Source organism: Microbacterium sediminis, assembly GCF_004564075.1.
Taxonomy (GTDB): Bacteria; Actinomycetota; Actinomycetes; order Actinomycetales; family Microbacteriaceae; genus Microbacterium; species Microbacterium sediminis.
In genome coordinates this window covers 2035291-2061362 of sequence record NZ_CP038256.1, presented here as the reverse complement: position 1 = coordinate 2061362, position 26072 = coordinate 2035291, and the positions used below count along the sequence as shown (strand labels likewise).

Annotated in this window: 22 protein-coding genes; 14 read left to right on the top strand and 8 right to left on the bottom strand. The window is 72.7% G+C overall.

From position 1 onward, the window contains the following. The first annotated feature begins 92 nt into the window (after positions 1–92). The 8 genes from E3O41_RS09800 to E3O41_RS09765 all read left to right on the top strand — a co-directional run bounded on the left by E3O41_RS09800 (position 93) and on the right by E3O41_RS09765 (position 10077). Positions 93–1025 carry a glycosyltransferase gene (locus E3O41_RS09800; protein ID WP_067026254.1) on the top strand — a complete coding sequence of 311 codons (933 nt, stop codon included), beginning with the start codon at positions 93–95 and terminating at the stop codon, positions 1023–1025. A 30-nt stretch (positions 1026–1055) separates the two neighbouring features. Further along, a complete protein-coding gene (locus E3O41_RS09795) occupies positions 1056–2819 on the top strand; it encodes a DUF6020 family protein (RefSeq protein WP_135012305.1) in 1764 nt (587 codons plus the stop codon). A gap of 152 nt (positions 2820–2971) precedes the next feature. After that, positions 2972–4300, top strand: coding sequence for a polysaccharide pyruvyl transferase family protein (locus E3O41_RS09790; RefSeq protein ID WP_067026249.1), 1329 nt, complete (start codon positions 2972–2974; stop codon positions 4298–4300). Between the two features lie 61 nt (positions 4301–4361). Further along, positions 4362–5270 carry a glycosyltransferase family A protein gene (locus E3O41_RS09785; RefSeq protein ID WP_067026248.1) on the top strand — a complete coding sequence of 303 codons (909 nt, stop codon included), beginning with the start codon at positions 4362–4364 and terminating at the stop codon, positions 5268–5270. Beyond that, on the top strand, positions 5263–6414 hold the full coding sequence (glf, locus tag E3O41_RS09780) for a UDP-galactopyranose mutase (RefSeq protein WP_067026246.1): 1152 nt from the start codon (positions 5263–5265) through the stop codon (positions 6412–6414). Before E3O41_RS09785 ends, glf begins: the two co-directional genes overlap by 8 nt. A 21-nt stretch (positions 6415–6435) precedes the next feature. Then, positions 6436–8475: a DUF6541 family protein gene (locus tag E3O41_RS09775; protein WP_067026244.1), complete on the top strand. Its 2040-nt coding sequence runs from the start codon at positions 6436–6438 to the stop codon at positions 8473–8475. Positions 8476–8539: 64 nt separating this feature from the next. Then, positions 8540–9331, top strand: coding sequence for an ABC transporter permease (locus tag E3O41_RS09770; RefSeq protein WP_067026243.1), 792 nt, complete (start codon positions 8540–8542; stop codon positions 9329–9331). Beyond that, positions 9331–10077 (top strand): ABC transporter ATP-binding protein, encoded by a 747-nt coding sequence (locus E3O41_RS09765; protein ID WP_067026241.1) that lies wholly within the window; start codon positions 9331–9333, stop codon positions 10075–10077. The genes E3O41_RS09770 and E3O41_RS09765 overlap by 1 nt, the downstream gene beginning before the upstream one ends. Positions 10078–10087: 10 nt before the next feature. Here E3O41_RS09765 and E3O41_RS09760 read toward each other — a convergent pair whose 3' ends face one another. From E3O41_RS09760 to E3O41_RS09740, 5 genes are all read right to left on the bottom strand, one after another. Continuing rightward, positions 10088–10540, bottom strand: a complete 453-nt coding sequence (locus tag E3O41_RS09760) for an acyltransferase (RefSeq protein WP_067026431.1) — start codon at positions 10538–10540, stop codon at positions 10088–10090. After that, the gene (locus E3O41_RS09755; RefSeq protein ID WP_205631754.1) at positions 10540–11499 is read right to left on the bottom strand and encodes a glycosyltransferase family 2 protein; all 960 of its coding nucleotides are present in this window, start codon (positions 11497–11499) and stop codon (positions 10540–10542) included. The genes E3O41_RS09760 and E3O41_RS09755 overlap by 1 nt, the downstream gene beginning before the upstream one ends. Beyond that, positions 11496–13412: a glycosyltransferase gene (locus tag E3O41_RS09750; protein ID WP_244927243.1), complete on the bottom strand. Its 1917-nt coding sequence runs from the start codon at positions 13410–13412 to the stop codon at positions 11496–11498. Before E3O41_RS09750 ends, E3O41_RS09755 begins: the two co-directional genes overlap by 4 nt. A 102-nt stretch (positions 13413–13514) precedes the next feature. After that, positions 13515–14834 (bottom strand): O-antigen ligase family protein, encoded by a 1320-nt coding sequence (locus E3O41_RS09745; RefSeq protein WP_240482369.1) that lies wholly within the window; start codon positions 14832–14834, stop codon positions 13515–13517. Between the two features lie 13 nt (positions 14835–14847). Next, positions 14848–16269, bottom strand: a complete 1422-nt coding sequence (locus E3O41_RS09740; protein WP_067026235.1) for an O-antigen ligase family protein — start codon at positions 16267–16269, stop codon at positions 14848–14850. A gap of 58 nt (positions 16270–16327) precedes the next feature. Here E3O41_RS09740 and manA point away from each other — a divergent pair, with 58 nt between their 5' ends. The 4 genes from manA (at position 16328) to E3O41_RS09720 (ending at position 22391) form a co-directional block, all read left to right on the top strand. Further along, positions 16328–17473, top strand: coding sequence for a mannose-6-phosphate isomerase, class I (gene manA, locus E3O41_RS09735; protein ID WP_067026233.1), 1146 nt, complete (start codon positions 16328–16330; stop codon positions 17471–17473). A 168-nt stretch (positions 17474–17641) separates the two neighbouring features. Next, complete coding sequence (locus E3O41_RS09730; protein ID WP_083990934.1) at positions 17642–17959, top strand: WhiB family transcriptional regulator; 318 nt, start codon at positions 17642–17644, stop codon at positions 17957–17959. 110 nt (positions 17960–18069) lie between these two features. Continuing rightward, the gene (locus E3O41_RS09725; protein ID WP_067026231.1) at positions 18070–20880 is read left to right on the top strand and encodes a glycosyltransferase; all 2811 of its coding nucleotides are present in this window, start codon (positions 18070–18072) and stop codon (positions 20878–20880) included. Further along, positions 20877–22391 (top strand): DUF5719 family protein, encoded by a 1515-nt coding sequence (locus E3O41_RS09720; RefSeq protein WP_083990933.1) that lies wholly within the window; start codon positions 20877–20879, stop codon positions 22389–22391. The genes E3O41_RS09725 and E3O41_RS09720 overlap by 4 nt, the downstream gene beginning before the upstream one ends. On the opposite strand, the gene E3O41_RS09715 is transcribed toward E3O41_RS09720, so the two are convergent. Beyond that, positions 22392–22832 carry a hypothetical protein gene (locus E3O41_RS09715; RefSeq protein WP_338060480.1) on the bottom strand — a complete coding sequence of 147 codons (441 nt, stop codon included), beginning with the start codon at positions 22830–22832 and terminating at the stop codon, positions 22392–22394. A 63-nt stretch (positions 22833–22895) separates the two neighbouring features. Between E3O41_RS09715 and E3O41_RS09710 the strand changes: the two genes are divergently transcribed. Beyond that, positions 22896–23096 (top strand): DUF3499 family protein, encoded by a 201-nt coding sequence (locus E3O41_RS09710; RefSeq protein WP_173849903.1) that lies wholly within the window; start codon positions 22896–22898, stop codon positions 23094–23096. A gap of 15 nt (positions 23097–23111) precedes the next feature. On the opposite strand, the gene E3O41_RS09705 is transcribed toward E3O41_RS09710, so the two are convergent. Beyond that, complete coding sequence (locus E3O41_RS09705) at positions 23112–23945, bottom strand: RDD family protein (protein WP_083990932.1); 834 nt, start codon at positions 23943–23945, stop codon at positions 23112–23114. Between the two features lie 16 nt (positions 23946–23961). On the opposite strand from E3O41_RS09705, the gene E3O41_RS09700 reads away from it, so the two are divergent. Beyond that, entirely contained in the window at positions 23962–24957 is a 996-nt protein-coding gene (locus E3O41_RS09700; protein ID WP_067026229.1) for a stage II sporulation protein M, read from the top strand. 238 nt (positions 24958–25195) lie between these two features. Here the strand turns inward: E3O41_RS09700 and aqpZ are convergent, their stop codons facing one another. Further along, positions 25196–25984, bottom strand: a complete 789-nt coding sequence (gene aqpZ, locus E3O41_RS09695) for an aquaporin Z (RefSeq protein WP_083990931.1) — start codon at positions 25982–25984, stop codon at positions 25196–25198. Between the last annotated feature and the right edge of the window lie 88 nt (positions 25985–26072).

The following is a 26072-nucleotide window of genomic DNA, read 5'->3' as shown; positions in this document are numbered from 1 at the left end:
GCGGGTCGCCCGTGTTAGCCTGGCCCGGCCTCCGCAGGCGTCCTGCGGCCGGGCTCCCCGATTCTACGTTGACGAAGGAACGTACCAGCCGCATGTCGACGCCTCCCGTGATCGCTGCCATCGTGCCCTGCTACAACGAGGAGGTCGCCGTCGGCAAGGTCGTCGCGGATCTCCGCGCGGCCGTGCCGGAGATGACGATCTACGTCTACGACAACAACAGCTCCGACCGCACCGCCGAGGTCGCGGCCGCCGCGGGAGCGATCGTCCGCCGCGAGGAGCGCAAGGGCAAGGGCAACGTCGTGCGCCGCGCGTTCGCCGACATCGAGGCCGACATCTACGTGATGATCGACGGCGACGACACCTACGACGCCGCGGCGCTGCCGGAGATGATCCGCACGCTGCGCGAAGGTCCCTACGACCACGTGCTCGGCGTGCGCACGCAGCCCGAGGGCGTGCAGTCCGCCTACCGCTCGGGACACGAGCTCGGCAACAAGGGCTTCAACTGGCTGGTGGGCGGCATCTTCGGCGACGACGTGAGCGACATGCTCAGCGGCTACCGCGTGATGTCGCGACGCTTCGTCAAGAGCTTCCCGGCGGCATCGCGAGAGTTCGAGATCGAGACCGAGCTCACCGTGCACGTGATGAGCCTGCGCGTGCCCCAGGCCGAGGTGCCAGTCGGATTCAAAGATCGCCCCGAGGGCAGCGAGAGCAAGCTCCGCACGTATCACGACGGGTTCCGGATCCTGAACCTCGTCGCGCAGCTGATCCGCCACGAGCGACCGCTGTTCTTCTACGGCATCCTCGGCTCGCTGCTGCTGCTGATCGCGCTCATCATCGGCGTCCCCGTCGTGGTCGAGTTCTTCCAGACGGGTCTCGTGCCGCGCTTCCCGACGGCGATCCTCGCCGTGGCGCTGGGCGTCATGGGGGCCCTGGCCTGGGCGGTCGGGCTGGTGCTCGACGGCGTGCTCAAGGCGCGTCGGGAGTCCAGCCGCCTCAACTACCTGCTCCACCGCCCGCCCGCCTGAGCGATCGTGCGGGCTGAGCGGCGGGAGCGGGTGCGGCGCGCGACGGGGCGCGTGGCGGCGGTGCTGCTGCCGGCCATCGTGATCGGCGTCATCGCGGCCTACACCGCGGTGGGATGGCTGCGCCGCGCCCACGAGGCGGCCACGCACGCGGAGCCCCTGCTGTTCTCGCGCGAGCTCGCGGAGCACCTGCCGCTGGCCGCCCTCGTCTTCGTCGTCGCCGCCGCGGTCTGCGCGGGCGTCGTCATCGCCCTGCGGTGGGTGGCGCGGGCGGCGCTTGCGAGCGGAAGCGGCGGAGCACCCGGCACGCTGGGCGCGGCCGTGGCGTGGGTGTACGCGCGCTGGTGGCGCCTCGCGCTGGTGCTGGCCGTGGTCTGGGCCCCCCTGCTCGCGCTGCGGTGGCCCGGAGCGGTCAATCCGGACTTCGCGCTGATGGTGACGGAGATCGCGAAGACGCGCTCGGAGTTCGCCCCGGGCGAGGCCCGCCCGTTCGACGTCTACCCGATCGCGTACTCGCTGATCCCCGACGGCGAGCTCGTGTGGTCCAACCAGCACAACGCGTTCCTCACGCTGGTCTACGGGGGCGTGGCGGCCCTGAGCGGCGTGCTGTTCCACTCGTACGTGCCGGGCATCGTGCTGCTCAGCGGCACGCAGGCCCTGTTCACGCTCTTCGCGCTCGGTCGCGCGCTGCAGCTCGTCGGCCGCGGCGTGGCGCGGCCAGGGATGAAGGCCGCGGCGCTGGCGCTCACCGCGGCCGGGGCGATGATCGCGCTGTGGTCGATGGACCTGTCGAAGAACCCGCTGTTCGCGGCGGCCTTCGTGTGGTGGCTCGCCCTCGTGATCGACCGTGCCCTGCTGAGCCGGCGGCGGTGGTGGGTCGCCGAGACGCTCGTCGCGACGACGGTGATGATCCTCAGCGTGAAGTTCGGTCTCTACGTCGCGCTCGCGGGCGCGCTCCTGCTGCTGCTGCACCGCGCGGGGTGGCGCGCGGTCGCGCTCGGCGTGCTCGTGCCGGTCGCGGTGCTGCAGGTCGCGCTGCGTGGCCTCATCGGCGTCGGGGTCGTGATCCCGGACGACCCGACCGAGGCGCGCGTGACGCAGCTGCAGCAGGTGGCGCTGATCGCCCGCGAGGATCCCGCGGCGCTCACCCCCGAGCGCCGCGCCGTCATCGAGCGAGTGTTCGACCTCGACGCGATGGTCGCCGCGTACGTGCCCGAGACCGCCGACCCGGTCAAATCCAGCGGCTTCGAGGACAACGGCAGCTACCGCTGGCGCACCGTGCAGCCCCAGGACTGGGACGGCTTCACCGGGGTGTGGCTGCAGCTGGCGGCGGAGCGACCCGATCTGTTCGTCGACGCGTTCCTGCTCAAGTCCGACAAGTATCTGGATCCCGCAGCCGATACGTATCCGTGGCCGCCGCTGCGCACCTGGGACTGGACGGTGTCGTACTCGCTCGACCTCAGCGGCGTGAACCCGGGCGGCCGCTCCGCACTCGAGGCGGGCCTCGCGGCGGCCTATGCCTCACCGGCCCGGTACCTCATCTCGCCGTCGGCGTGGGCCGTGCTCACGCTGCTGCTGTGCGCCGTGGCCGTATCGCTGCGGCGCCCCGGGGCGATGACGTGGTCGCTGCTGCTCGCGCTGCAGATCGGCGTCGCGCTGCTGGCTCCGCTCAACGGGTCCGGGCGCTATCTGCTGGGCGTGATCTACGCCGCCGGGGTCGTGTTCCTGGCCCTCGGGCTGCGACCGACACGACCGGCGGCCGATGATGCGGATGCGGGGTCGACGGCTCTGCCATGATGGTCGACATGACGCACCGGCAGGCGGCGGAGCCTCCTCGCGACCGGCGGCGTCGTCTGCACGGTGACCCGGAGCCCGAGACCGGACGGTGCAGATGATCCTTGTGTGCGCGGTCCGCTCGGCCGCGGCGATTCGACCTGGGGGAACGGCCGATGGCGTTTGACGGCGAGACGTTCGCCGGGGTGCGGCTTCCTCGCTGGTATCCCGACGACGACGGCGCGCGCAACTTCGGCGACGAGCTGGGGCCGATGCTGGTCCGCGCGATCGCGGAGTCCGAGCCGGCCCTCGGCACCGGTGCGGGGACGCGACTGATCTCCGTGGGGAGCGTGCTGCACTTCGCCGAGCCCGGCGATGTCGTGTGGGGCGCCGGCATCAACGGCAAGGTGTGGCAGCGGGTGACGTCCGGCCTCGACGTGCGCGCCGTGCGCGGGCCGTATTCGCGGGCGGTGCTGCTCGGTCACGGCATCGAGACGCCCGAGGTCTACGGCGATCCCGCGCTCCTGCTCCCGCGATTGTTCCCGCAGATCGCCGACGAAGCGCATGAGGGCGGCGAGGTGATCGTGCCGAACCTCCACGAACGGGGCGCGTACACGGGCACCGTGATCGACCCGCTGGACGATCCCCTCGAGGTGGCGCGCCGCATCGCGGGCGCGTCGTTCGTCATCGCCAGCTCCCTGCACGCTCTCATCATCGCCGACGCGTTCGGCGTGCCGTCGCGACCACTGCTGCCCGCGACCGAGCATCCGTTCAAGTACGTCGACTACTACGCCGGCACGGGCCGTCGCGGCGTGAGGTTCGCCCGGAGCATCGAGGAGGCTCGCGAGCTGGGTCCCGTCGATCCCGCGAGCTTCGACGGCGACGCGCTTCTGGGCGCGTTCCCGCGCGACCTCTGGCCCGAGCCGGACCCCGGCGGGGACCCGGCTCGCGTCGAGGTCCACGGCCCCGACCGATTCGCGCAGTACCGGCGCGAATCGTCGGCGGTGCTCGAGGGCATCGCGCGGACACTCCGGCGCGACGAGACCCCGGAGGAGGCGTCGTCGCTGGCGCGCGCGCTCCAGGTGATCGCGGATCAGGATCCGCACCTCATCGCGGTGCTCGAGCACGCCACGCGGCCCGCATCGGCCGGAACGACGGCGCGCGCCCTGTACTGGTACCTGCGGCGGTGCGGCCCGCGTCTGGACCTCGACGCTCGTGTGCGGCACGCGATTCGGGCGTTCGCCGGCGACGACGCCATCGCCTCGGAGCGAGACCGGACGGTGTGGCGCCTCGTCGTCGAGGACGACATGACGCTCGCCCGCGCGATCGCGCGCGATGAAGAGCCGTATGAACGCGGCCTGGAGCGCCTCGGCGTGGCGGAGCCCGAGCCGGAGCCGGAGCCCGAGCGCGAGCCCGACGCGCCGCCGCAGGGGAGCGCCCTGCGGCAGGGGGCCGATCGGCTCCGCCGTCTCATCACGGGGCGCCCGCGGAACGGGGAGCGGTAGGGTGGCCGGGCGCCGCCGACACCGGCGACGCACTCCGCTCGATGCCTGATCTGGATCCTGCATGATCGCCTTCATCACCTCCCTGCGCCACCCGGACAACGCCGTGGACTACGGCGAGGTCGAGCGGCTGCTGCAGCGCAGTCTCCGCTCGGTCACGAGCCAGACCGGCGGCGACTTCGTCGTGATCGTCGTCGGCAGCCGTGCGCCGTCGTTCCGCCTTCCGCCGCGCGTGCACTTCGTCCAGGTCGACTTCCCCGCACCGCCGGAACCGACCGTGCGCGAGGAGCGGTGGGAGGTCGTCATCCGCGACAAGGGCACGAAGCTCGCCGTCGGGCTGCTGGCCGCCCGCGCGTTCTCGCCCGATTTCGTGATGATGTTCGATGCCGACGACTTCGTCCACCGCGGCCTGTCGGAGTGGGTGGCCCGGCAGCCCCGCGAGGCGAACGGGTGGTTCGTCTCGCAGGGGTGGATGTACTCGGGCGCGCGCGGCGCGGCCAAGCCCATCCGCGACCTCCATCGTGTGTGCGGCACCTGCTACATCGTGCCCTGGCGCATGTATGAGGTGCCCGACGGCATCGGCACGGACGCCTCGCAGGAGGAGCTCATCGCGGCGTTCGGCGAGCGCCTGCGCTGGCTTATGGGCAAGCACAACGGCTCGGACCGCTGGCTCGCCGACCACGGCAACCCGCTCGAGGAGCTGCCCTTCGACGGGGCCGTCTACCACGTGGACACCGGCGAGAACCATTCGCGCAAGACGCTGAGCGAGCCGCTGCCGATGATGCCGCGTGCCGTCGCCGCGCGCTTCTCGATCCGCCACCGTCACCCGTGGCCGGTGCGCTGGTGGCGCAGCTCCGGGCCGGGCGCCTATCCGCGGTTCGGGGAGTTCCTCCGCCACGCGGATTCCCTGCGTTTCCCTCGCCGCGTGTTCACGAGTCTCCGTCGACGCCTGAGAGAATGGACCAATGACTGATCTTCTCGTCGTCGGCTCGGGATTCTTCGGCCTCACCATCGCCGAGCGGGCCGCGCAGGCCGGCCGCAAGGTCACGGTGATCGAGCGCCGTCACCACATCGGCGGCAACGCCTACAGCGAGGCCGAGCCGACCACCGGCATCGAGGTGCACCGGTACGGCGCGCACCTGTTCCACACCTCGAACGAGCGGGTGTGGGAGTACGTCAACCGCTTCACGACGTTCACCAACTACGTGCACCGGGTGTACTCCACGCACAAGGGGCAGGTGTATGCGCTGCCGGTGAACCTGCACACGATCAACCAGTTCTTCCAGGCGGCGTACACGCCCGACGAGGCGCGCGCCCTGGTGAGGGAGCAGGCCGGCGAGTTCGACGTGAAGACGGCCCGCAACTTCTACGAGAAGGGCATCGCGCTGGTGGGCCGGCCGCTGTTCGAGGCGTTCTTCGCGCACTACACGGCCAAGCAGTGGCAAACCTCGCCCGAGAAGCTCTCGGGCGACATCGTCAGCCGCCTGCCCGTGCGCTACAACTACGACAACCGCTACTTCAACGACACCTACGAGGGTCTGCCCACCGACGGGTACACCGCGTGGCTGGAGCGCATGGCTGATCACCCGAACATCGAGGTGAAGCTCGACGTCGACTTCTTCGACGCGTCGCAGCCGTGGAACAAGGCCGCCACGGTCGGACAGCTCCCGATCGTGTACACCGGCCCGGTGGACCGCTACTTCGACTACAGCGAGGGCGCGCTCAGCTGGCGCACGCTGGACTTCGAGGAGGAGGTCCTGAACGTCGGTGACTTCCAGGGCACCCCGGTGATGAACTACCCCGACGCGGACGTGCCCTACACCCGCATCCACGAGTTCAAGCACTTCCACCCGGAGCGCAAGGACGTCTACCCGGACGACAAAACCGTCATCATGCGCGAGTACTCGCGCTTCGCCACCCGCGACGACGAGCCGTACTACCCGGTCAACACCGACGAGGACCGCAAGGGCCTGCTGGCGTACCGAGAGCTGCAGAAGGGCGAGGCGGACGTCCACTTCGGCGGCCGCCTGGGCACCTACCAGTACCTCGACATGCACATGGCGATCGGCTCGGCGCTGACGATGTGGCGTAACGAGTTCGACGGCAGCGACGACTGACGTCGTCAGCGTGACGAACCGATGACCTGGGTCGCCGCCGTCCCCGCGATCCTGACGGCGATGGTCCTGGCCGTGGGGCCCGGGCTCATCGCCCTGGCCCCGCTGCCGCTGGGCCTGCTCGGCCGCGTCGCCGTCGCCGGCCCGGTCGGCGTGTGCGTGACCGGCGTCGCCGCCGCGATCTTCGGCGCCGCCGGGCTGCCGTTCCACGCCTGGCAGGTGCTGCCCGTCGCGCTCGCGGCCCTCGGCGTCGCCTTCGCCGTGCGCCGCCGGCTGCCGCGCCTGGACCACCCGGTCGGGCGGGGCGCGTGGGCGATGGTCGCCGCGTGGGCGCTGTCGCTCGCGGCGGCCGCGTGCGTCGCGTTCTGGGGCGTGCCGGACCCCGATCGGATCTCGCAGACCTACGACAACGTCTTCCACCTCTCCGCCACGGCGGCGATCCTCGACGGCTTCTCCGCGTCGCCGCTGACGCTGCGTTCGCTCATCGAGACGGACGGCGCCGGGCTCATCGACTACTACCCGGCGGCGTGGCACGAGCTGGCGGCGATGACGGCGCAGATCTCGGGCGCCAGCGTGCCCGTGGCCTTCAACGCCGTGTGGCTCGCCGTGCTCGGCCTGGTGTGGCTGCCCGGGATCGCGTGGCTCACGCGCGTGCTCACCCGCGGCTGGATCTCGCCGATCGTCGCGATGCCGCTCGGCGTCTCGCTCGGCTGGTACCCATACGGACTGCTGACCTGGGGCACGATCTATCCCACCTGGTTCGCCCACGCGCTGCTGCCGGCCGCGGTGGCGGTGACGGTCCTGGGCGTCCGCGCCGTCACGGCGGCGCCGGCGGGGGAGCGGCTGCGCGCCGGCCTGATCGCCGGCGCCGGGCACGTGGCGACCCTGGGTGCGATCGGGCTGGCGCACCCGCGCGTGCTGCCGACGTGGCTCGTCATCGTCGTGCCCCTGGTGCTGTGGCGGCTCGGCTCCGCGTTCGCGGCGGCCTGGCGCGAGGGCGGCGCGACCCGGCGCCGCGCGGTCGTGTGGCTCAGCGCCGGGAGCGCGGCCCTGCTGCTCGCCGCGCTCGCGGCCTTCGCCTACGCCGTGGTGGGCCTCGGCCTGTTCGACGAGCCGCTCGAGAACCGCCTCAGCGGCCCGCAGGCGCAGGCGGTGCAGACCCTCTGGGACGGCATCTGGCAGGTCGTCATGCTGCGGGCCATGACGGGCGTCGACGGCATGGTCACGCTCATCGCGCCGCTGCTGGCCCTCGCCGTGATCGCCGGCATCGTCGTGGCGCTGCGGCGCCCCGCCGCGCGATGGATCGTCGTGTCGTACGCGCTCCTCGCCGTGCTCTACGTGCTCGCCGCCGGATCGGACGACGTCGTCACCAAGCTCGCCACGGGCGTCTGGTACAAGGACCGGTTCCGGCTCGCGGCGGCCCTGCCGGTGCTCGCCGTGCCGCTGGCGACCATGGGCATCCTCGCCGTGGCACGCCGCGTGATGCCCGCGCGCGGCCGGGCGGCGCTGCGCGCCGGGTCGTCGCGCGCCGTCGGGGCGATCGCGATCGCCGGCTCGGCCGTGATCGCGCTGACCTCGACCACGACGCTCGCGGCGACGGGCGTGACCGAGTCGGTCGCCTCGGTGTTCCACCAGCCGGACGCGGGCGCGCAGTGGCAGGTGGTCTCGACGCAGCAGATCGCGTTCCAGCGCGACGTGGTCGCCGCCGAGGTGCCGGCCGATCAGCGGGTGCTCGGCGACCCGTGGGACGGCAGCGCCCTCACCCAGCTGTTCGCCGGGCGTGAGCCGGTCTTCCCGCACGTGAACGGCCAGTGGGACCTCGCCCGCCAGGAGCTGGCGTGGCGGCTGGCCGAGATCGAGACCAACCCCGCCGTGTGCGCCGCGCTCGACGAGTTGCGGGTGCGGCACGTGCTCTACAACCCGCACGAGTTCGGCGGGGGAGACCCGGCGGGCAACCACTTCCCCGGGCCGCACGCCGCGGTCGAGGCCGGGCTGTTCACCCCCGTGGCGACCGACGGCGAGTCGGTGCTCTACCGCATCGACCAGTGCGGACCGCTGGACTGAACGCGCCGACCCGCACGGCGGCGGCGTGCAGGAACCGCCGGTATCGCGAACGTAGGATCGTCCTGTGAGAGCCAGACGAGCCGGAGCCGCGGGGTCGCCCCGGAGGTATCTGCACTCGCTGTGGCTCCTGTCGGCGCGGGACCTGCGCGTGCGCTACGCCACGAGCTGGCTGGGCTACGTCTGGAGCATCCTCGATCCGCTCATCATGAGCGGCATCTACTGGTTCGTCTTCACGCAGATTTTCCATCGCGGCGCGGGCGAGGAGCCCTACATCGTGTTCCTCATCAGCGCGCTGCTGCCGTGGATGTGGTTCAACTCGGCCGTCACCGACTTCACGAAGGCCTTCAGCAAGGACGCGAAGCTGGTCCGCTCGACCTCGATCCCCCGATCGATTTGGATCGGGCGCATCGTGATGTCGAAGGGGATCGAGTTCCTCTTCTCGCTGCCCGTGCTCGCGGTCTTCGTGGTCGCCAACGGCGCGACGGTCGGCTGGGGCCTGCTCTGGCTGCCCGTGGCCGTGCTCGTGCAGCTCCTGCTCCTCGTGGGCCTGGGACTCATCGTGGCGCCGCTGTGCGTGCTCTTCAGCGACCTCGAGCGCACGACCCGCCTCATCCTGCGGGCGCTCTTCTACGCCACCCCGATCATCTACAGCGTCAAGGACCTCCCGGCCGGCTTCGAGTGGCTCGAGATCGCCAACCCGCTGGCGGGCATCTTCACGATGTACCGCGTGGGCTTCTTCCCCGACCAGTGGGACGCCGTCGCCGTGGCGGCCAGCGTGCTGGTGAGCCTGCTGATCCTGGCGATCGGCCTGTCGACGTTCCGCGCCCTCGAGCGCCCGGTGCTGAAGGAGCTGTGATGGACGCACCCCAGGGCAACGCGATCGAGGTCACCGGGCTCGGCGTGAGGTTCCGCCGGAACCGGCGGGGCCGCCGCAGCATCAAGGCGATGTTCGCCAGCGCGCGCCGTCGCATGCCGCAGGGCGAGTTCTGGGCACTGCGCGACGTGTCGTTCACCGTGCGACCGGGTGAATCGATCGGCGTGGTGGGCCGCAACGGTCAGGGCAAGTCGACGCTGCTCAAGCTCGTGGCCGGCGTGCTGCTGCCCGATGAGGGTCGCGTCCGCGTGAACGGCGGTGTCGCGCCGCTGATCGAGCTGACGGGCGGGTTCGTCGGAGACCTGACGGTGCGCGAGAACGTCCGCCTCACGGCCGGGCTGCACGGAATGACCCGCGAGGGGGTGGCGGAGCGATACGACGAGATCATCGCCTTCGCCGAGCTCGAGGACTTCCAGGAGACGCCGTACAAGCACCTGTCGAACGGCATGAAGGTGCGCCTCGCCTTCGCGGTCGTGTCGCAGCTGGAGGAGCCGATCCTGCTCGTGGACGAGGTGCTGGCGGTGGGTGACAAGGCCTTCCGTGCCAAGTGCTATCGCCGGATCGACGAGCTCCTCGCCGACGGGCGCACGCTCTTCTTCGTCAGTCACAACGAGCGCGACCTGCAGCGGTTCTGCACCCGCGGGCTCTACATCCGCGAGCATCGCCTCGTGATGGACGCGCCGATCGACGACGTGATCGCGCAGTACAACGCCGACAACGCCGCCTGAGCGACGCGACTCAGAGCGCGCGGAGCGTGCGGGCCGGGACGCCGCCGACCAGCGTGTCGTCGGGCACGTCGGCCGTCACCACGGCGCCCGCGGCGACGATGCAGCCCTTGCCGATCGTCACTCCCGCCACGACGGTCGCCGCCGCGCCGATCCACGTGCCGTCGCCGATCACGATGGGGTCGTGGCGCACGGCTCCGGCGCGCTTGCGCGAGGGGCCGATCTCGTGCGTGTCGGTGATCAGCCGCACGAACGGACCGAGGTTCACGTTGTCGCCGATGGTGGTGTGGGGGCGGATGTACGCGTCGCGGTTGATGAAGACGCCGTCGCCGATCGTCACCGGGCCGGTGATCTCCGATCCCCGATAGAAGTTCGCGTTGTCGCCGACCGTGATGGACGCCGCGTCGTCGTGCAGGAAGCGGACGGTGGCGTGGATGCGGGCGTTCTCGCCGATCGAGAGGCCCATCACGCCTCCAGCGGCGGCATGACGCGGAACGTCTTGTCGCGGCCGAGGGCGATGCCGTCGCGCAGGCCGCGCCACAGGTTGGTCCAGCCCTTGCGGGTGACCTTGCGCTCGACGAACGCCAGGCGCAGCAGCTCCTTGGCGAAGGTCGCGGCGGTGCCCACCGCGAAGTACGCGGGGCGGTACTTGCCGTGTGCCGCGTAGTAGTGCTTCATGATGCCGCGGTTGCGCATGATGTAGTAGCGGTACATGTCGCTGGAGGCATTGAAGTGCCGGATGCCCATGTCCCACTGCTTGATCTCGCGCGTGCGCTGCAGCACGAACTCGTCGACGATCACGCAGCGCGTCTTCAGCGACGCCAGCCAGCCGTAGATCGTGTCGTCCCAGTAGATGAAGAAGCGAGGGTCCGGCAGGCCGATCTGCTGAACGATGCTGCGGTGGATGAACATGCCCTCGAAGCAGCCGGAGTTCATCGGTCGATAGCCCGAGGCGTCGAAGTCGGCCGGGGCGAAGGGGATCGGGATGCCCAGCGGCACCGAGACCCGGTACTGCCAGTAGAACTCGCTGCCGTCATAGTCGTAGCGGCGACCCTGGATGCTCTTGAACTTCGGAGCCCAGGCGCCCATGCGGGCCAGGCCCTCGGGCAGCACCTCGACGTCGTCGTCCATGAGCCACATCCACTCGGAGCCCAGCTCGTACGCCGTCTTGACGCCCTCGCTGAAGCCGCCCGAGCCGCCCGTGTTCTCGTCGAGTCGGCGGTAGACGAGCTCCGCGCCCAGGCGCGAGCGATACGACTCGACGACCTCGGTGGTGTCGTCGCTGGACGCGTTGTCGACGATCACCACGCGCCCGGGCTTCGGATCCATCCGCTCGATCGAGTCGAGCAGGCGCGAGAGCAGGTGCGATCGGTTGTAGGTGACGACGACGATCGTCGCGGACTGGGGGTCGAATGCGGCGGTCACTTCTTCTCCTCGCCGGACTGCGGCGTGAACTGGGGCTCCCACGCGGCCGGGGAGACGAGATCGGGCAGGGCGGCGCGGTACTGCGCGGCGAGCTCGGGCCAGACGCGTCGGAGCCGGCGGTGCAGGCGCACGGAATCCCGCAGCAGCCGGCGGAACCGGGCGCGGTCGCGGATGTAGATGTTCTTGCCCGATCCGTCCGCCGCGCTCACGAGCGCGCTGTCGAACAGCGGCACGCGCCACCAGTGGGCGTCCTCCTTGCCGAACTCGACCTCGGGCGTCGTGAGGTTGCGGGGGTCGGGCTTGCGCAGCCAGTGCCGCACGAGGGTGGTGGCGGTGAACAGCCTCAGGCGCATTCCCTGCGGGCTGTCGAAGGTGCCGCGTCGCGTGCGCTGGAACACCTGCCGGCCCCGGCGGGAGTGCAGGACGACGTCGGGATCCTTGTGCACGACCGTCTCGGGGAACTGCCGCGCGAGCTCGCGCGCGGCGGGCATCGCCGTGGCGAGCGTGCGGTGCATGTGCCGCGGACCCTGCAGCAGGTCGCGCAGCGCGCGATGGCGCAGCTCGACCGGGTAGTACTGCATCATCATCAGGTGCTTGAGGTCCACGCGCTTGCTGTGGCGCAGCAGGGTGCCCCCGCGGGGCGCGGACGAGTGCAGCAGGCCGGCGACGATCCGGTTGCGTGCGTGGAAGTACGCCTGCCAGTCGATCGAGTCGTCCTTGCCGACCCACGACACGTGCCAGAGCGCGACGCCGGGCAGCGATACCGTCGGGAAGCCCGCCTCGCGCGCGCGGAGGGCGAACTCGGCGTCGTCCCACTTGATGAACGCGGGCAGCGCGAGGCCGACCTTCTCGATCGCGGCCTTGGGGATGAGGCACATCCACCAGCCGTTGTAGTCGGCGTCCATGCGCATGTGCAGCGTGGGGCTCTGACGCAGGTTGGCCTCGCGGAAATCGTGCGGCATCTCCTCCTGGAAGAGGTTGCGCCACATGAACGGCTGCTCATCGACGACCTCGGCCCAGGCATGCAAGCGGGGCCGGTCGAGGAGATCGAACATGTGCCCGCCGACGATCATCGGCGCGGTCGTGTAGCGGCCGAACGTGACGGAGCGGCGGATCGACTCCGGCTCGATCTTCACGTCGTCGTCGAGCAGCTGCACGAAGTCGCTCTCCTCGCGCCGCATGGTCTCGAGCATGGAGCGGGCGAAGCCGCCCGATCCGCCGAGGTTCGGCTGCACGATCGTCTGCAGGGTCTCGCCGAGGGCCGCGGCGATCTCCGGGTACTCGGGGCGGTCCTGGACGCGCTGGGTGCCCTGGTCGACGAGGAAGATGCGGTCGATGACCTCGAGCGCCTCGGGCGCGTTGCGCAGCGCGTCAAGGGTCTCGATGCAGTACTCGGCCTTGTTGTAGGTGGTGATGCCGAGCGATGCCTTGCCGGCGCGGGCCGGCTCCTGCTCGGTGGACCACTGCGCGCCCTCGAGCAGCACGTCCTCGGCGTCGGCGACGATGTCGAACCACAGCCAGCCGCCGTCGCTGAACTGGGTGAGCTCCAGATCGAAGTGGGTCTGCGCCTCGCCCGTGACCTCGGCCACGTCGACGCGCTGCGCCACCCCGGAGCCGTTGGAGCGGTAGACGAAGACCGTGCCGGTGCCGGCGGTGCGCACGCTGAGCCGGATCCGCCGCACCGCGGTCCAGTGCTGCCAGTACGAGGCGGGGAAGGCGTTGAAGTACGTCGCGAACGACGTGCGGTGCGCGGCGCGGACCCGCATGCTGCCGCGACCACGGACGTCGCTCAGGTGCGCGCGGTTGGACACGCGCACCGGCTTCTCGTCGATGACCGACCACGTGTCGGCGTCGACGTAGAGGGGGAGCAGGTCGGGATCGCGGTCGAGGGGGAACACCACGTTCTGCAGCACGTGCACCAAAGTTGTGAATCTCCGAACGCGAGGCGGACAGGGCCGGCACGAGCCTAATCCACGGGCCTGGAGGCCGCGTGTGGGCGCGCGGCCGGCCCCGTGCTAGCGGGGGTCGTGGGGGAGCGCCTCGTGCGTGGTCGGCGCGGGGTCGATCGCGTCGCCGATGCGGGCGCGCCACGAGCGGGCCTGGCCCGCCCGCACCAGGCACAGCGCCAGCAGCATCCAGCCGGCGCCGCCGAGGGCGAAGCTCTCGAACATCGACTCCGTGAGGATCGCCACCAGCAGCAGCGGCGTCCACGCGTAGACGCTCGAGCGGCGCTCGCTGGCGGTGATCCACGAGCGCACGAGCGCGATGGCGCACATGCCGCCGAACAGCAGCAGGCCCACCCAGCCCAGCTGAAGGGCGACGTCGAGGTAGGCGTTCAGCGCCGAGAGGTGGTCGATGCGCAGCTGCCAGTTGATCGCGTTGAAGGGGAAGGTGTCGTTCGACCAGCCGCCGTGCCAGCCCCACCCCTGCAGCCAGCGGCGGGGGATCCACACGAGCAGCTCGGCCCAGATGCGCGAGCGGTTGGAGAAGTCGGTGGCCGCGCCGACGATGTCGATGATCCGGCTGCGCAGCAGGTAGGCGGCGAGGGTGAGCAGCGCGACCGCGACCCCGAGTCCCAGCTGCAGATCGCGGCGTCGCGCGGCGTCGACGCGGCGGATGAGCGCGAGCGCGAACAGGGCGACGGTCGAGACCATGGCCACGACGAACGCCGTGGGGGAGGCCGAGAAGACGGCGAGCAGCCCGGCCAGCGTGATGGAGACGACCGACCGGCCGAACGAGACGGACTGCGTGCGCCACTCGACGAGGAACGTCAGCAGCGCGATCACGGTGACGAAGCCGAGATAGTTGCGGGTGCCGAAGATGCCCTGGATCGGGCCGCCCAGTGCGATGTCTCCCGCGATGCGGAGCACCGGGATCGGCATGTCGATGAGGATGCCGGAGAGGATCTCGGCGCCGAGCGAGACGGCCAGCAGGGCGCGCAGCACGTCGCCGAGCGCCCGCAGCGTCTGCAGCGCGTCGCGCGTGTGGGCGATCACGACCGCGAGGAACGCGTAGGCGAGCAGCGACAGCCAGGAGCGCAGCGTGTCGCTCGCGTCGTCGGCCCACAGCACGCTCGCCAGGGCCCACAGCACGAAGCCGACGAGCAGGGTGGGTGCCAGGCCGAGCAGCGACAGCTCGCGGCGCCGCGCGATGAGGATCGCGAGCCCGAGGGCGCACAGCCCCGCGACCATCGTGTGCAGCGTGGCCGGGCCGGTGAGGCGCTGGATCGCGAAGCTCGAGAACGCCGTGCCGAAGGCGACGACGGCGAACACGCGCGCGAGGTCCGCCGAGCGCAGGCCGCGCGTGATCATGCGCCGCAGCTCGAGGGGGATCACGCGCGCCCCGCCGTCATGGGTCCCGCCGGTTCATCTGCTCCGAGGCGCCGTGCCCGACGATCGGGGCCAGCTTGATCCGGAACGCGATCATCGTCACGAGCAGCCAGCCCCACAGCATGATCGGGCCGGACTCCGTCAGCCCCTGTGTCAGCAGGAGCGCCAGGATCAGCGGCGCGATCAGCGTGAGGGGCGCGTAGGGGCGATCGGCCACGATGTCCCAGCGGGGCCGGTCCACGGCGAAGAACCACGAGCGCCACGTGGCCGCGCCGAAGACCACGGCCAGGACCGCCACGCCCGCGACGCCGAGCTGCAGGAACGCGTCGAGCCACATGTCGTGGGCCTGGACGACGGTGATCGTCTTGTCGACGAGCCAGCGGTCGAACATCGGGTCCCACGGCATCCACGGGCTCGCGTAGCCGCTGCCGAAGACGGGGCGCTCGATCGCGCGCTCCCACACGCCGGCCCAGATCCGGTCGCGGCCCGTGAGGCCCGACTCGCGGCCGAGGGCGTCGAGGATCGTGTTCCACAGCAGCGCGACGGCGGCCAGGCCCGCGACCGCGAGCCCCGTGAACAGCGCGTACAGCCGGGTGCGCTGGCCGGGGGTGGCCGCGCGCCGCATGAGGAGGGCGGCGGCGAGGACCGCGAGGACGACGAGCCCCGCGATCAGCGCGGTGGCCGATCCGGCGCGCCAGAACAGCACGAGCGCGAGGGCGATCCAGGCGCCGATCGCCCCGCGCCGGTTCGGGCGCATGGCGAACCGCACGCCAAAGACGATGAGCGCGAGCACGCACTGGATCCCGAGGATGTTGGCGTTGCCGACGATGCCCTGGATGCGCACGTCGAGGTCGAACAGCGCGCCGCGGGTCCAGTACCACTGCGGGTTGGGATCGGCGGGCGCGTCGGCGAAGTTTGGCAGCAGGGGGCCGCGCAGCACGAGCGCGGCCCACAGCTCGAACAGCAGCGACAGCCCGAGTGCCCAGCGCAGCGCCACCTCGAGCAGCCGCACGATCTCGCGCCACGTGAACACGTGGGCGAGGAAGAGCGCCTGGATGGTCGTGACGAGGAGCAGGCCGAAGGTCACCGCCGACGTCGCCGGCCAGCGCGACCACAGGATCGACAGCCCGGCGAGGGCGACATAGCCGAGGGTCGCCCACGGCAGCCGTCGCCACTCGAGTGCGGCCACGCGCATGGCGCGGTCGGCACGCGGTCGCGCGGCGCGCACGATGAGCGGCACCCAGATGGCGATCGTCGCGGCGCCCACGAGGGCCGCCAGCGCGGCGGTGCCGACCGGGCCCAGGAGGTTCCACCAGGCCAGGTGCGCGAACCCCGAGAACAGCACGAAGATGCCGTAGCCGCGCAGCAGCACGCGGCCCGTGGCCTCCCGCGGGGGCGCGGCGGGCGCCGGTGCGACGGGGTGACGCGTGATCTGGGCCATCGTCTGCCCAGCGTACCGCGGGCACCTCGGCGCACCTCCCGCGCGTATTCTGAGGCACGTGCTTCTGCCGCTGACCAACGAGCCGCGCGATTACGCGTGGGGCTCGCGCACCCTGATCGCCGCGCTCGAGGGCCGCGAGCCGGCCGCCGTCCCCGAGGCCGAGGTCTGGTTCGGGGATCACCCGTCCGACCCCGCCGACCTCGCCGATGGGCGCACCCTGCGCGACTGGATCGCCGAGGAGGGCGCCGCCCACGGCGTCGCGGCGCCGCTGCCGTACCTGCTCAAGCTGCTCGCCGCGGCCTCGCCGCTGTCGATCCAGGTGCACCCGTCGAAGGCGCAGGCCGAGGAGGGCTTCGCGCGCGAGGCCGGCCTGCCGGGCGACGCCCCGCGCAACTACGCCGACGACAACCACAAGCCCGAGATGATCGTCGCGCTCAGCGACCGGTTCGAGGCGCTGTGCGGCCTGCGTGCCGTCGCGGACTCCCGCCGGCTGCTCGCCGCGCTCGGCCCGGCCGCCGATCCGCTGCTCGAGCGGCTCACCGGCGACGCCGACCTGACCGCGGTGCTGGGCTGGCTGCTCTCCGGCCGCGCCGACGAGGCCGTGGCGGCGATCATCGCCGCCCTCGACGGCGCCGAGTCGACGGAGTTCGCGCCCGCGCTCGCCAACGCCCGGCGGATCGCGGCGGTCTACCCCGGCGACCCCGGCGTCGTCGTCGCGCTGCTGATGAACTACACCGTGCTGCGCCGCGGCGAGGCGATGTTCCTGCGCGCGGGGCTGCTGCACGCCTACGTGTCGGGCCTCGGCGTGGAGCTCATGGCCGCGAGCGACAACGTGCTGCGCGGCGGGCTCACCCCCAAGCACATCGACGTCGACGAGCTGCTGCGCATCGTGGACGCCACGCCGGGCCCGGTCCCCGTGGTGCTGCCCGTGTCGGCCGAGGGCGGGAACCGCGGCGTGGAGTCGTTCCCGGCGCCCGTGCCCGACTTCCGCCTGCTGCGCGCCCGCGTGAGCGAGGGCGGCGTGGCGCGGTTCCTGCCTACGGGCCCGGCGATCGTGCTCGCCACGAGCGGCGAGATCACCGTCGAGAGCGGCGGCGATGCCGTCGCGCTCACGCCCGGCCGCGCCGCGTTCGCGACCGCCGACGCGGGCGAGATCCGCGTGCGCGGGGCGGGCGAGGCGTTCCTCGCACAGCCCGGATCCTGACCGCGCGGCGGCCGTGCGACGACACGCCCGGACGTGACACGCCGATATCCGACAAAACCCTCGATTGATCGTTGAGGGTTTACGATCCGCGACTTGACGATCGGGAATGACACCGGTGTAATTAGGTAACGATTCGCCGCGAGGCGTCGCCGACGGGGGGAGTGCAACATGGCCGGTGCGTACCGTTCCGAGGTTCCGGACAACTGGTTCGTCGACCCCGTCGATCTCGGCGTCCCGGGCGTGCGTCGCCCCGCCGACGACGACAACGCGCTGGCCTGGCAGTCCGACGCACTGTGCGCGCAGACCGACCCCGAGGCGTTCTTCCCCGAAAAGGGCGGATCGACGCGCGACGCCAAGCGGATCTGCTCCTCGTGCGAGGTCCGCGCCGAGTGCCTCGAGTACGCGCTGCAGAACGACGAGCGCTTCGGCATCTGGGGCGGGCTCTCGGAGCGCGAGCGCCGCAAGCTCAAGCGTCGCGCCAGCTGACGTCGTCCGGGCCCGTTCCCGTCCGCCCTCCCCGGGGAGCGGGAACGATGTGCCGCTCGCGGCGCGTGGCGCCGGGATCCTCCCGCGGCCCCGCTTAGGCTTGCCGGGTCATGTCGGCCCCAGTCCACGCCATCGTCGTCGCGAAAGCGACCCCCTCGGCCGCCGTCGCCGCCGCGCGACTGCGGCGAACGCTCGAAGCGATCACCGGTCAGACGCGACGGGTCGACGCGGTCACCATCGTCTGCTGCGGCCGGCACCCCGAGCTCGACGCGGTCATCGCGCAGTCCGGCGCGGAGGGCGTGATCCACGCCCCCGCCACCACGGGCTTCGCCGCCGCGATCGCCCTGGCCCACGCGCGCGCGCCGAAGGAGCGGGCGCTGTGGCTGCTGGCGCAGGACACGACGCCCGATCCCGGGGCGCTCGCCGCGCTGCACGGCGCGCTCGAGCGCGGCCCCTCGATCGCGTTCGCGGCGCCCAAGCTCGTCGACGCGCGCGACGGCGGGCTGATCGTCTCGCTCGGCGTGAGCATGACCCGGTTCGGGCGCACGGTGCCGCTGGCCAACGGCGAGTACGACCAGGGCCAGCACGACATCGACGACGACGTGCTTGGCGCCGACGTGCGGGGCGTGCTCGTGCGCGCGGACCTGCGCGGCGCGCTGCTTCCCGACGTCGCGCTCGGCGGCACCGACGAGGGCCTCGACATGGGAGTGCGGGCGCGTCTGGCCGGGCGCCGCGTGGCGCTGGCCCCCGCGGCGCGCGTCGCGGTCGCCGACCCCGGCGTGGCCGGCCCGCCCGCGGGCGAGGCGCGCCGGGCCTTCGCCCTCCGCACCGCGCAGCTGCACCGCCGCCTCGCGTACGCGCCGGCGTGGGCGGTGCCGCTGCACTGGCTCTCGCTGCTGCCGCTCGCGCTGTGGCGCACGATCGTGCTGCTCGTCGCCAAGACGCCGGCGCGGGTCCCCGCGGAATGGGGCGCGGCGGTGCGCGTGCTCGTGCGCCCCGATGCGGTGGCGCGATCCCGCGCCGCGATCCGGCGGGTGCGCGAGGGCGGCTGGGAGCGCATCGCGCCGCTGCGGGCGACGGCCGCGCAGCTGCGGGAGCGCTACGACGCCGACGGCGCCGACGCGGCCGCGTACGGGCCGCTCACCTTCTTCTCGGGCGGCGGGGCGTGGGCCGTACTGGCCGCCCTTGTCGTGTCGATCGCCTCGTTCGCGTCGCTGCTGACCTGGCCGGCGATCGGCGGCGGGGCGTTGCTGCCCCTGCGCGACACCGTGGCCTCGCTGTGGCGCGACGCCGCCTACGGCCTGCGCCCGCAGGGGCTCGATGTCGTGGGCCCGGCCGATCCCTTCTCGGCGGTCGTGGCCCTCATGGGATCGCTGTGGCCCGTGGCGCCGTCGTACACGCTGCTCGTGCTGTGGCTGCTCGCGCTGCCGCTCGCGGTGCTCGGCGGCTGGTTCGCCGCCACGCGCGTCTCCGACCGCTCCGGCGTGCGGGCCGTGGTGGCCGTGCTGTGGGGTCTCGCGCCCTCGCTGCTCGCGGCGCTCGTCGAGGGTCGCCCCGCCGCGGTGCTGACGCATCTGCTGCTGCCGTGGCTGTTCTCCACCGCCGCCGTGGCCCACCGGTCCTGGGCCGCCTCGGGCACCGCGTCGCTGCTGCTGCTCGCGGTCGCCGCCTGCGCGCCGTCGATCGCGCCGGCCCTGCTCGTGCTGTGGCTGATCGCGCTCGTGCTCGCCATCGTCTTCCGGGCCCGCAGCGGCATCACGCGGGTCGCGTGGCTCGTCGTGCCGATGATCGTCTGGTTCGCGCCGATCGTCTTCGAGCAGCTGCGCCGGGGCACCCCCTGGGCGATCCTCGCCGATCCCGGCGGGGTCTGGGCGGGGGCGGAGCAGTCGTCGGGCTGGCAGCTGCTCACGGGCATCCCGTGGGCGGACGCGGCCGGCTGGGGTTCGATGCTCCCCGATGCGCCGACGTGGTGGGCGTGGCTGCTGACGATCCCGGTGGGCGCGCTCGCCCTGGCCGCGCCCGTCACCGCGCGCTGGCGCGCCGGCTCCGGCACCCTCGTCATCGCGGCGCTCGGCCTGCTCACGGCATCGCTCGCCGCCCACATCCAGGTGTCGTACGCCGCGGGCTCGCCCGTGCCGCTGTGGACCGGGGCGGCCCTCAGCCTCGCGTGGCTCGGTGCCCTCGGCGCCGCCGGCGTCACCCTCGACACGGCGCCCGCGCCCCGCGCGCTGCGGGTCGGGGCCGGCCTGCTCGCCGCCGCGTGCGTCGCCGTGCTCGCCGTGCCGGCGCTCACGGCCGTGCACCGCGACGCGGCCGCGATCGCCGACGGCCCCACCTCGACGCTGCCGGCCTATGTCGGCGCCCAGGCGAGCACGCTGCCGGGGCTGGGAACGCTCGTGCTCGCGCCGCGCGACGACGGCTCGCTCGCCGCGTCGGCGGTGTGGGGCGAGAGCGAGACGCTCGGCGGGCAGTCCACGCTGAGCGCGACCGCCACGGCGCTGACCGACAGCGACCGGCGCCTCGCGGAGCTCGCCGGCGATCTCGTCTCGAGCATCGGCGACGGCCCGACCGAGACGCTGCGCCAGGCCGGGCTGCGCTTCGTGCTGCTCGCGGGCACCGCCGACGACGTCTCGGACGCCGAGCGGGCGATGCGCTTCGCCTCGGCCTCGGCGCTGGACCAGCGCGCCGGATTCGTGCGGGTGGGGCAGACGCCCCGCGGCACGCTCTGGCGCCTCGACTCCGAACCGGCCCCGCGGCCGGAGATGTCGGCCGAGGAGCACGCCGCGGCGGCGACGGCGCTCACGGCGCAGCTCGCGGCGCTCGCCGTCGCGCTGCTGCTGGCCGTGCCCACGCGCGCGACCCGGCGCGCCGCCCGCGCCCTGCCGCGCGTGGTCGGCGGCGGATACGAGGGGGAGAAGTGAGTCGCGAATCCGATGAGCTGACGCCCGAGCCGCTCGTCCCCGAGCCGAACGAGGCCGATCTGGTGCACCCGGTCGTCTCCGATCCGTTCTCGCTCGAGGGCGGGGCCCGACCCGCCGACGAGCCCGCGCCGAAGCACCGCATGCGCCGCGCCTGGGGCCGCGGCCTGGCCGGCGTGGCGGTCTCGGCGGTCGCCGTGGCGGGCGTGCTCGCCGGCGCGCTGGCGCCGTGGCCGGGCGTGGCGGGCCGGGCGGCGTCCGTCGACGTGACGCCGGCCCCCTCCGAGACCCTGCTCGCCTGCGACGGGCCCGTGCTCGCCCTGGGGCGCGACGCGACGGCCGCCGGCGCGATCAGCGTGGCCGGCCCGGCCGACCTCACCGCCGGCACCGCCTCCGGCGCCGTGCCCGAGCCCGAGCCGCTGGCGCAGCCGGCCGCCGCCGGCGAGCAGCCGCAGCGCTTCGTGCAGGTGCCCGTCGACCGTTCGATCGACCCCATCGCCGCCGCGTCGTCCGCGCAGCGCTCCGACGACGACCTGACGGGCTTCGCCGCGTCGGCCTGCCGCGCGCCGGCCCTGGAGTCGTGGATCGTCGGCGGCGACACCGGCGTGGGCGAGAGCGACATCCTGCTGCTCGCGAACCCGACCGACGCGACCGCGACCGTCGAGCTCACCGTGTTCGGCGCCACCGAGCCGGTCACCCCGCCCGGCTACGGCGGCCTCTCGATCCCGCCCGCCACCCAGGTCGCGGTGCCGCTCGCGGGCGTCGCGGGCGCCGAGGCGGCTCCGGTGATCCGTGTCACCGCCACCGGCTCCCCGGTGCGGGCGGCGCTGCAGTCGAGCCTCGTCCGCACCCTCGACCCCGCGGGGCTGGACCGGCAGAGCGCGGTCACGTCGGCCTCGCGCCAGGTGTTCGCCGGCGTCGTGGTGACCGAGGAGGCCGCCGGCGGCGACGGGGCGCCCGTGATCCTGCGGCTCCTGGGCCGCGGCGGCGGGACCGCATCGATCACCGCGACTGGCGAGGGTGAGACCGCCTCGGACACCGCGCCGATCGAGGTCCCGTACGAGGCCGACCACCCGGTGTCGGTCGAGCTCGGCGATCTGCCGGCCGGGCGCTACACCGTGACCGTGACGGGCAGCGAGCCCGTGGTCGCGGCGGTGTGGCAGACGACCGGGTTCGGGCAGGACGTCGACTTCGCCTGGCAGACGCCGTCGCCCGAGGTGACCACGCCGACGCTGATGGCGGTCCCCGACGGGCCCGAGCCCACGCTGCACCTCACCAGCCCGGCCGAGGTCGACGTGACCCTGACCGACGCCGACGGGCGCGCCTCGACCGTCTCGGTCTCGCCGGAGGGGACGAGCGTGCCCCTCGATCCCGGGACCGTCTACACGGTCGACTCGGGCGGCACGCCGATCCACGGCGCCGTGAGCTATCTCGGCGACGTCGCGATTGCCTCGATCCCGCTGTGGCCCGATCCCGCGGCGCCCGAGCCGGTGACCGTCTACCCGTCGCGCTAGCTAGAACCGGAAGCGATCCGGGCCGAGGTCCCACGGATCGCGGTCGAGGTAGTCGCCCGCGGCGCGGAAGACCGCGCCCTCGATCATGAGGCGTCGGTGCATGTCGTCGTTGCGGTGCAGCCGGCTGAAGCGCTCGATCGGCACGCGGTACAGCACGATGCGCTTGGCGTCGCGGTCGAGGCTCCACCGCGGCACCTCCTCGCGCACGGCCGACGCCGGCGGCAGCCAGGCGATGTCGACCTCGACCTCGCGCAGCTCCGGCCAGGCACCACGGAGGTACTCGATCGTCGAGCCGACGATCATGTCGAACTTCTCGATCCGGGTGTCGATCTGCGGCAGCGGCGGTCGCACCAGCTGGCTGCGGCCCTCGCGCCCGTGCCGGCCGTGTCGCGAGGCGTGAGCCCGCGGCGCCGACCTGCGCCCCCGTCCCCACATCGCCATGGGGAAAGCCTACGCGGCGTGGGCGCCGGGCGTCGCGGCCGACGGCGCCTAGGGTGGATCGAGATGGAACGACTGTGCTCGAAGGTGGGCTGCGCCCGCGAGGCCGTGACGACGCTGACGTACGACTACGGCGATCAGATGGCGGCGCTCGGGCCGCTCGGCGCGGGCAACGACCCGCATGCGCACGATCTGTGCGCCATCCACACCGAGCGGATGTCGGTGCCCCAGGGCTGGACCGTCATCCGGCACGCGACGCTCGTCTGAGCCGCGGCGGCGCCGTCAGCGGGTGAGCGCGGCCACGCGTTCGGCCTGCAACGCCAGCGCCCGCAGCTCGCGGTCGCGGCGGACCGCCACGACGGAGCGGACGAGGATCTCCGGGTCGACGGGCGGGATCGGCGCGACGAACGGGCGCAGGTCGTCGGCCAGCTCGGCCGCCACCCGGGCGCGCGAGCCGGGAACCATCGCGTCGGCCCCCGCGACGAACTGCGTCAGCCGGCGGCCCAGCCGATCCGGGATCCGCGCGACGTCGGCGATCGCCGCCCAGCCCTCCATGCCGGCCGGCAGCGCGCGCTCGGACGGCGGCAGGGCGGGGGTCCGCGTGCGCTCCGCGTAGGTGCCCGCCACGAGATCGCCCAGTCGCTGCGCGCGCGGGGTGAACATGCCGACGATGAGCGCGACCGAGCCGAGCGTCATGAAGATCTCGAGCACGCCGAGGAGCGCGCGGATGAAGGCGTGGCGGAAGCCGATCGCCCCGCCATCGGCCCGGACGATGCGGCCGCCCACCGCGAGCTTGCCGAGGCTGCGCCCGCGGCTGAGGGTCTCGACGGCGGCGGGAACGGCCACGACGACGAGGACGAGCATGACGATCATCGAGATCTGCATGCCCGCCTGATCGATCAGGCCCTCGGCGGCGAGGAAGCCGACGAAGAAGGCGAACGCCAGGAACAGCAGGACCGAGGCGACGAGGTCGATCGCCGCGCCCGCCGCGCGCAGGAGCAGCCCGATCGGCTGCACGTCGAGGGCGACGGCCTCGCCCGTGAGCACCTCGTCATGGTCCAGCTGCCGCCGCACGATCGGGCGGCCCGGCACGGGGGACGGCGTGGCCTGCGACATGCGTATAGTCAAGCAGGTGGACCTCGACGCGCTCACCTCGGCCCGGCGCGAGGAGTGGCGGCGCCTCGAAGAGCTCGCCCGCGCCCGCGGTCTGTCGGGCGATCAGGTGGACGAGTTCATCGCCCGCTACCAGTCGGCCTCGGCCGACCTCGCCGACATCAAGACCTCCGCGGGGCGCACCCCGCAGGGCGATCACGTCTCGACGATCCTCGCCCGCTCCCGGCTGCGCCTGACGGGATCGCCCGACAACGTGCTGCGGCAGATCCCGCGCTTCTTCGTGCACCAGCTGCCGGCGGCGCTGTACCGGCTGCGGTGGACGACGCTCGCCGTCACCCTCGCGTTCGTCGCCATCGTGGCCGTCACCGCCGCGTGGATCGCCCGCGATCCGGTGCTCGTGGCGACCCTCGGCGAGGACTGGCAGCTCGAGCAGTACGCGAACGAGGACTTCGTGGCGTACTACAGCGAGCACAGCGAGCTGGCCTTCGGGGCCCTGGTGTGGACGAACAACGCCTGGATCGCCGCGCAGTGCGTGCTGTTCGGCGTGACCGGCATCTGGCCCGCCTACGTGTTCGTGCAGAACGCGGTGGGCCTGGGCACCTCGGGCGCGATCATGTTCGCCTACGATCGCGGCGCCGACTTCGTGCTCTACATCCTCCCGCACGGGCAGCTCGAGATGACGAGCATCTTCGTGGCCTGCGCCGCCGGCCTGCACATGTTCTGGGCGTGGGTCGCACCCGGCCGCCGCACGCGCCTTGACGCGCTCGCCTCGGAGGGGCGCGCGCTGGCGACCGTCGCGGTCGGCCTCGTGCTCTCGCTCGCGCTGTCGGGCGTGGTCGAGGGCTGGGTCACGCGACAGGACTGGCCCTGGGCGCTGAAGATCGGGATCGGCACCCTCGCGCTGGCCGTGTTCCTCGTGTACATGCTCGTCGTCGGCCGCCGCGCCGCGCGGGCGGGCCAGACCGGCGACCTCACCGAGTACGAGGCCGGCACCCCGCGCCTCGTCGCCGGCTGACGCCGTTCGGGCGTCACCCCGGTCTCGACTGCGCCGCTTCGCGGCTCCGCTCGACCCGTCTCCGCTCCGCGCTGCGCGCTCCGGTCGACGAGCCGTGATCGCAACGGGCTCGGGTCCGCTCACGAGCCGGAGCCACGCACGGCTCGTCGACCGAGCGAAGCGAGCGGAGACGGCTCGAGCGCAGCGAAGCGGAGTCGAGAGCGCGGGCTTGAAGCCCGCTCTCGACTCCGCCCCGGGGCTACTTGGCGCCGTCGAACAGCGCCTTGTAGGCGAAGCCGGCGAGCATGCCGCCGACGATCGGGAACACGATGAACACCCACAGCTGCGCGAGCGCGTCGCCGCCGCCGTAGATCGCCGCCGCGATGGAGCGGGCGGGGTTGACCGAGGTGTTGTCCACCGGGATCGAGATGTAGTGGATGAGCGCGAGCGTGAGGCCGATCGCGAGGCCGGCGAGCGGGGTGCCGCGCGTGGGGTGGGTGACGCCGAGGATCACGAGCAGGAAGATGCCCGTGAGCACGACCTCGATGATGATGGCGGCCATGATGCCGAACCCGCCGGGCGACAGCTCGCCCCAGCCGTTGCTCGCGAAGCCGCCCTCCTGGGCGGTGGTGAGCCACCCCTCCGGCCCGAACAGCCCGACGAGGACGAGGAGCGTGGTGGCCACGATGCCGCCCACGACCTGCGCGACGATGTAGCCCAGCGCGTCGCGCCAGGGGAAGCGGCCCGCCGCCGCGAGGCCGAGCGTCACGGCGGGGTTGAAGTGGCCGCCCGAGATCGGACCGAACGCGTAGGCGCCGACCACGACGGTGAGGCCGAACGCGAGCGCGACGGCGGCATAGACGGTGCCGGTCGATCCGCCGTCGACGAAGAGGTTGGAGGCGAACACCGCCGTGCCGACGCCGCCGAGCACGAGCAGCAGCGTGCCGAACCCCTCGGCGACGAGCTTCGCCGTCGTGGTGGGCGCGGGCGGCGGGGTGTGGGCGAGCTCGGTGGGCTCGACGGGGGTCTCGGGATTCGGATCGGACATGGCGGTCTCCTTCGGAGTGAGTGATGCCGATACTGCTCTCGCTCCGCATCGTCCCAGCTGGCTCCCAGGGAGGCAAGCATTCCCCGAT

Bases quoted from the DNA above. Each gene is read 5' to 3' on its own strand.
- E3O41_RS09800 (WP_067026254.1), top strand. From the start codon at position 93: ATGTCGACGCCTCCCGTGATCGCTGCCATCGTGCCCTGCTACAACGAG.
- E3O41_RS09790 (WP_067026249.1), top strand. From the start codon at position 2,972: ATGGCGTTTGACGGCGAGACGTTCGCCGGGGTGCGGCTTCCTCGCTGG.
- E3O41_RS09785 (WP_067026248.1), top strand. From the start codon at position 4,362: ATGATCGCCTTCATCACCTCCCTGCGCCACCCGGACAACGCCGTGGAC.
- glf (WP_067026246.1), top strand. From the start codon at position 5,263: ATGACTGATCTTCTCGTCGTCGGCTCGGGATTCTTCGGCCTCACCATC.
- E3O41_RS09775 (WP_067026244.1), top strand. From the start codon at position 6,436: ATGACCTGGGTCGCCGCCGTCCCCGCGATCCTGACGGCGATGGTCCTG.
- E3O41_RS09765 (WP_067026241.1), top strand. From the start codon at position 9,331: ATGGACGCACCCCAGGGCAACGCGATCGAGGTCACCGGGCTCGGCGTG.
- E3O41_RS09760 (WP_067026431.1), bottom strand. From the start codon at position 10,540: ATGGGCCTCTCGATCGGCGAGAACGCCCGCATCCACGCCACCGTCCGC.
- E3O41_RS09740 (WP_067026235.1), bottom strand. From the start codon at position 16,269: ATGGCCCAGATCACGCGTCACCCCGTCGCACCGGCGCCCGCCGCGCCC.
- E3O41_RS09730 (WP_083990934.1), top strand. From the start codon at position 17,642: ATGGCCGGTGCGTACCGTTCCGAGGTTCCGGACAACTGGTTCGTCGAC.
- E3O41_RS09725 (WP_067026231.1), top strand. From the start codon at position 18,070: ATGTCGGCCCCAGTCCACGCCATCGTCGTCGCGAAAGCGACCCCCTCG.
- E3O41_RS09715 (WP_338060480.1), bottom strand. From the start codon at position 22,832: ATGGCGATGTGGGGACGGGGGCGCAGGTCGGCGCCGCGGGCTCACGCC.
- E3O41_RS09710 (WP_173849903.1), top strand. From the start codon at position 22,896: ATGGAACGACTGTGCTCGAAGGTGGGCTGCGCCCGCGAGGCCGTGACG.
- E3O41_RS09705 (WP_083990932.1), bottom strand. From the start codon at position 23,945: ATGTCGCAGGCCACGCCGTCCCCCGTGCCGGGCCGCCCGATCGTGCGG.
- aqpZ (WP_083990931.1), bottom strand. From the start codon at position 25,984: ATGTCCGATCCGAATCCCGAGACCCCCGTCGAGCCCACCGAGCTCGCC.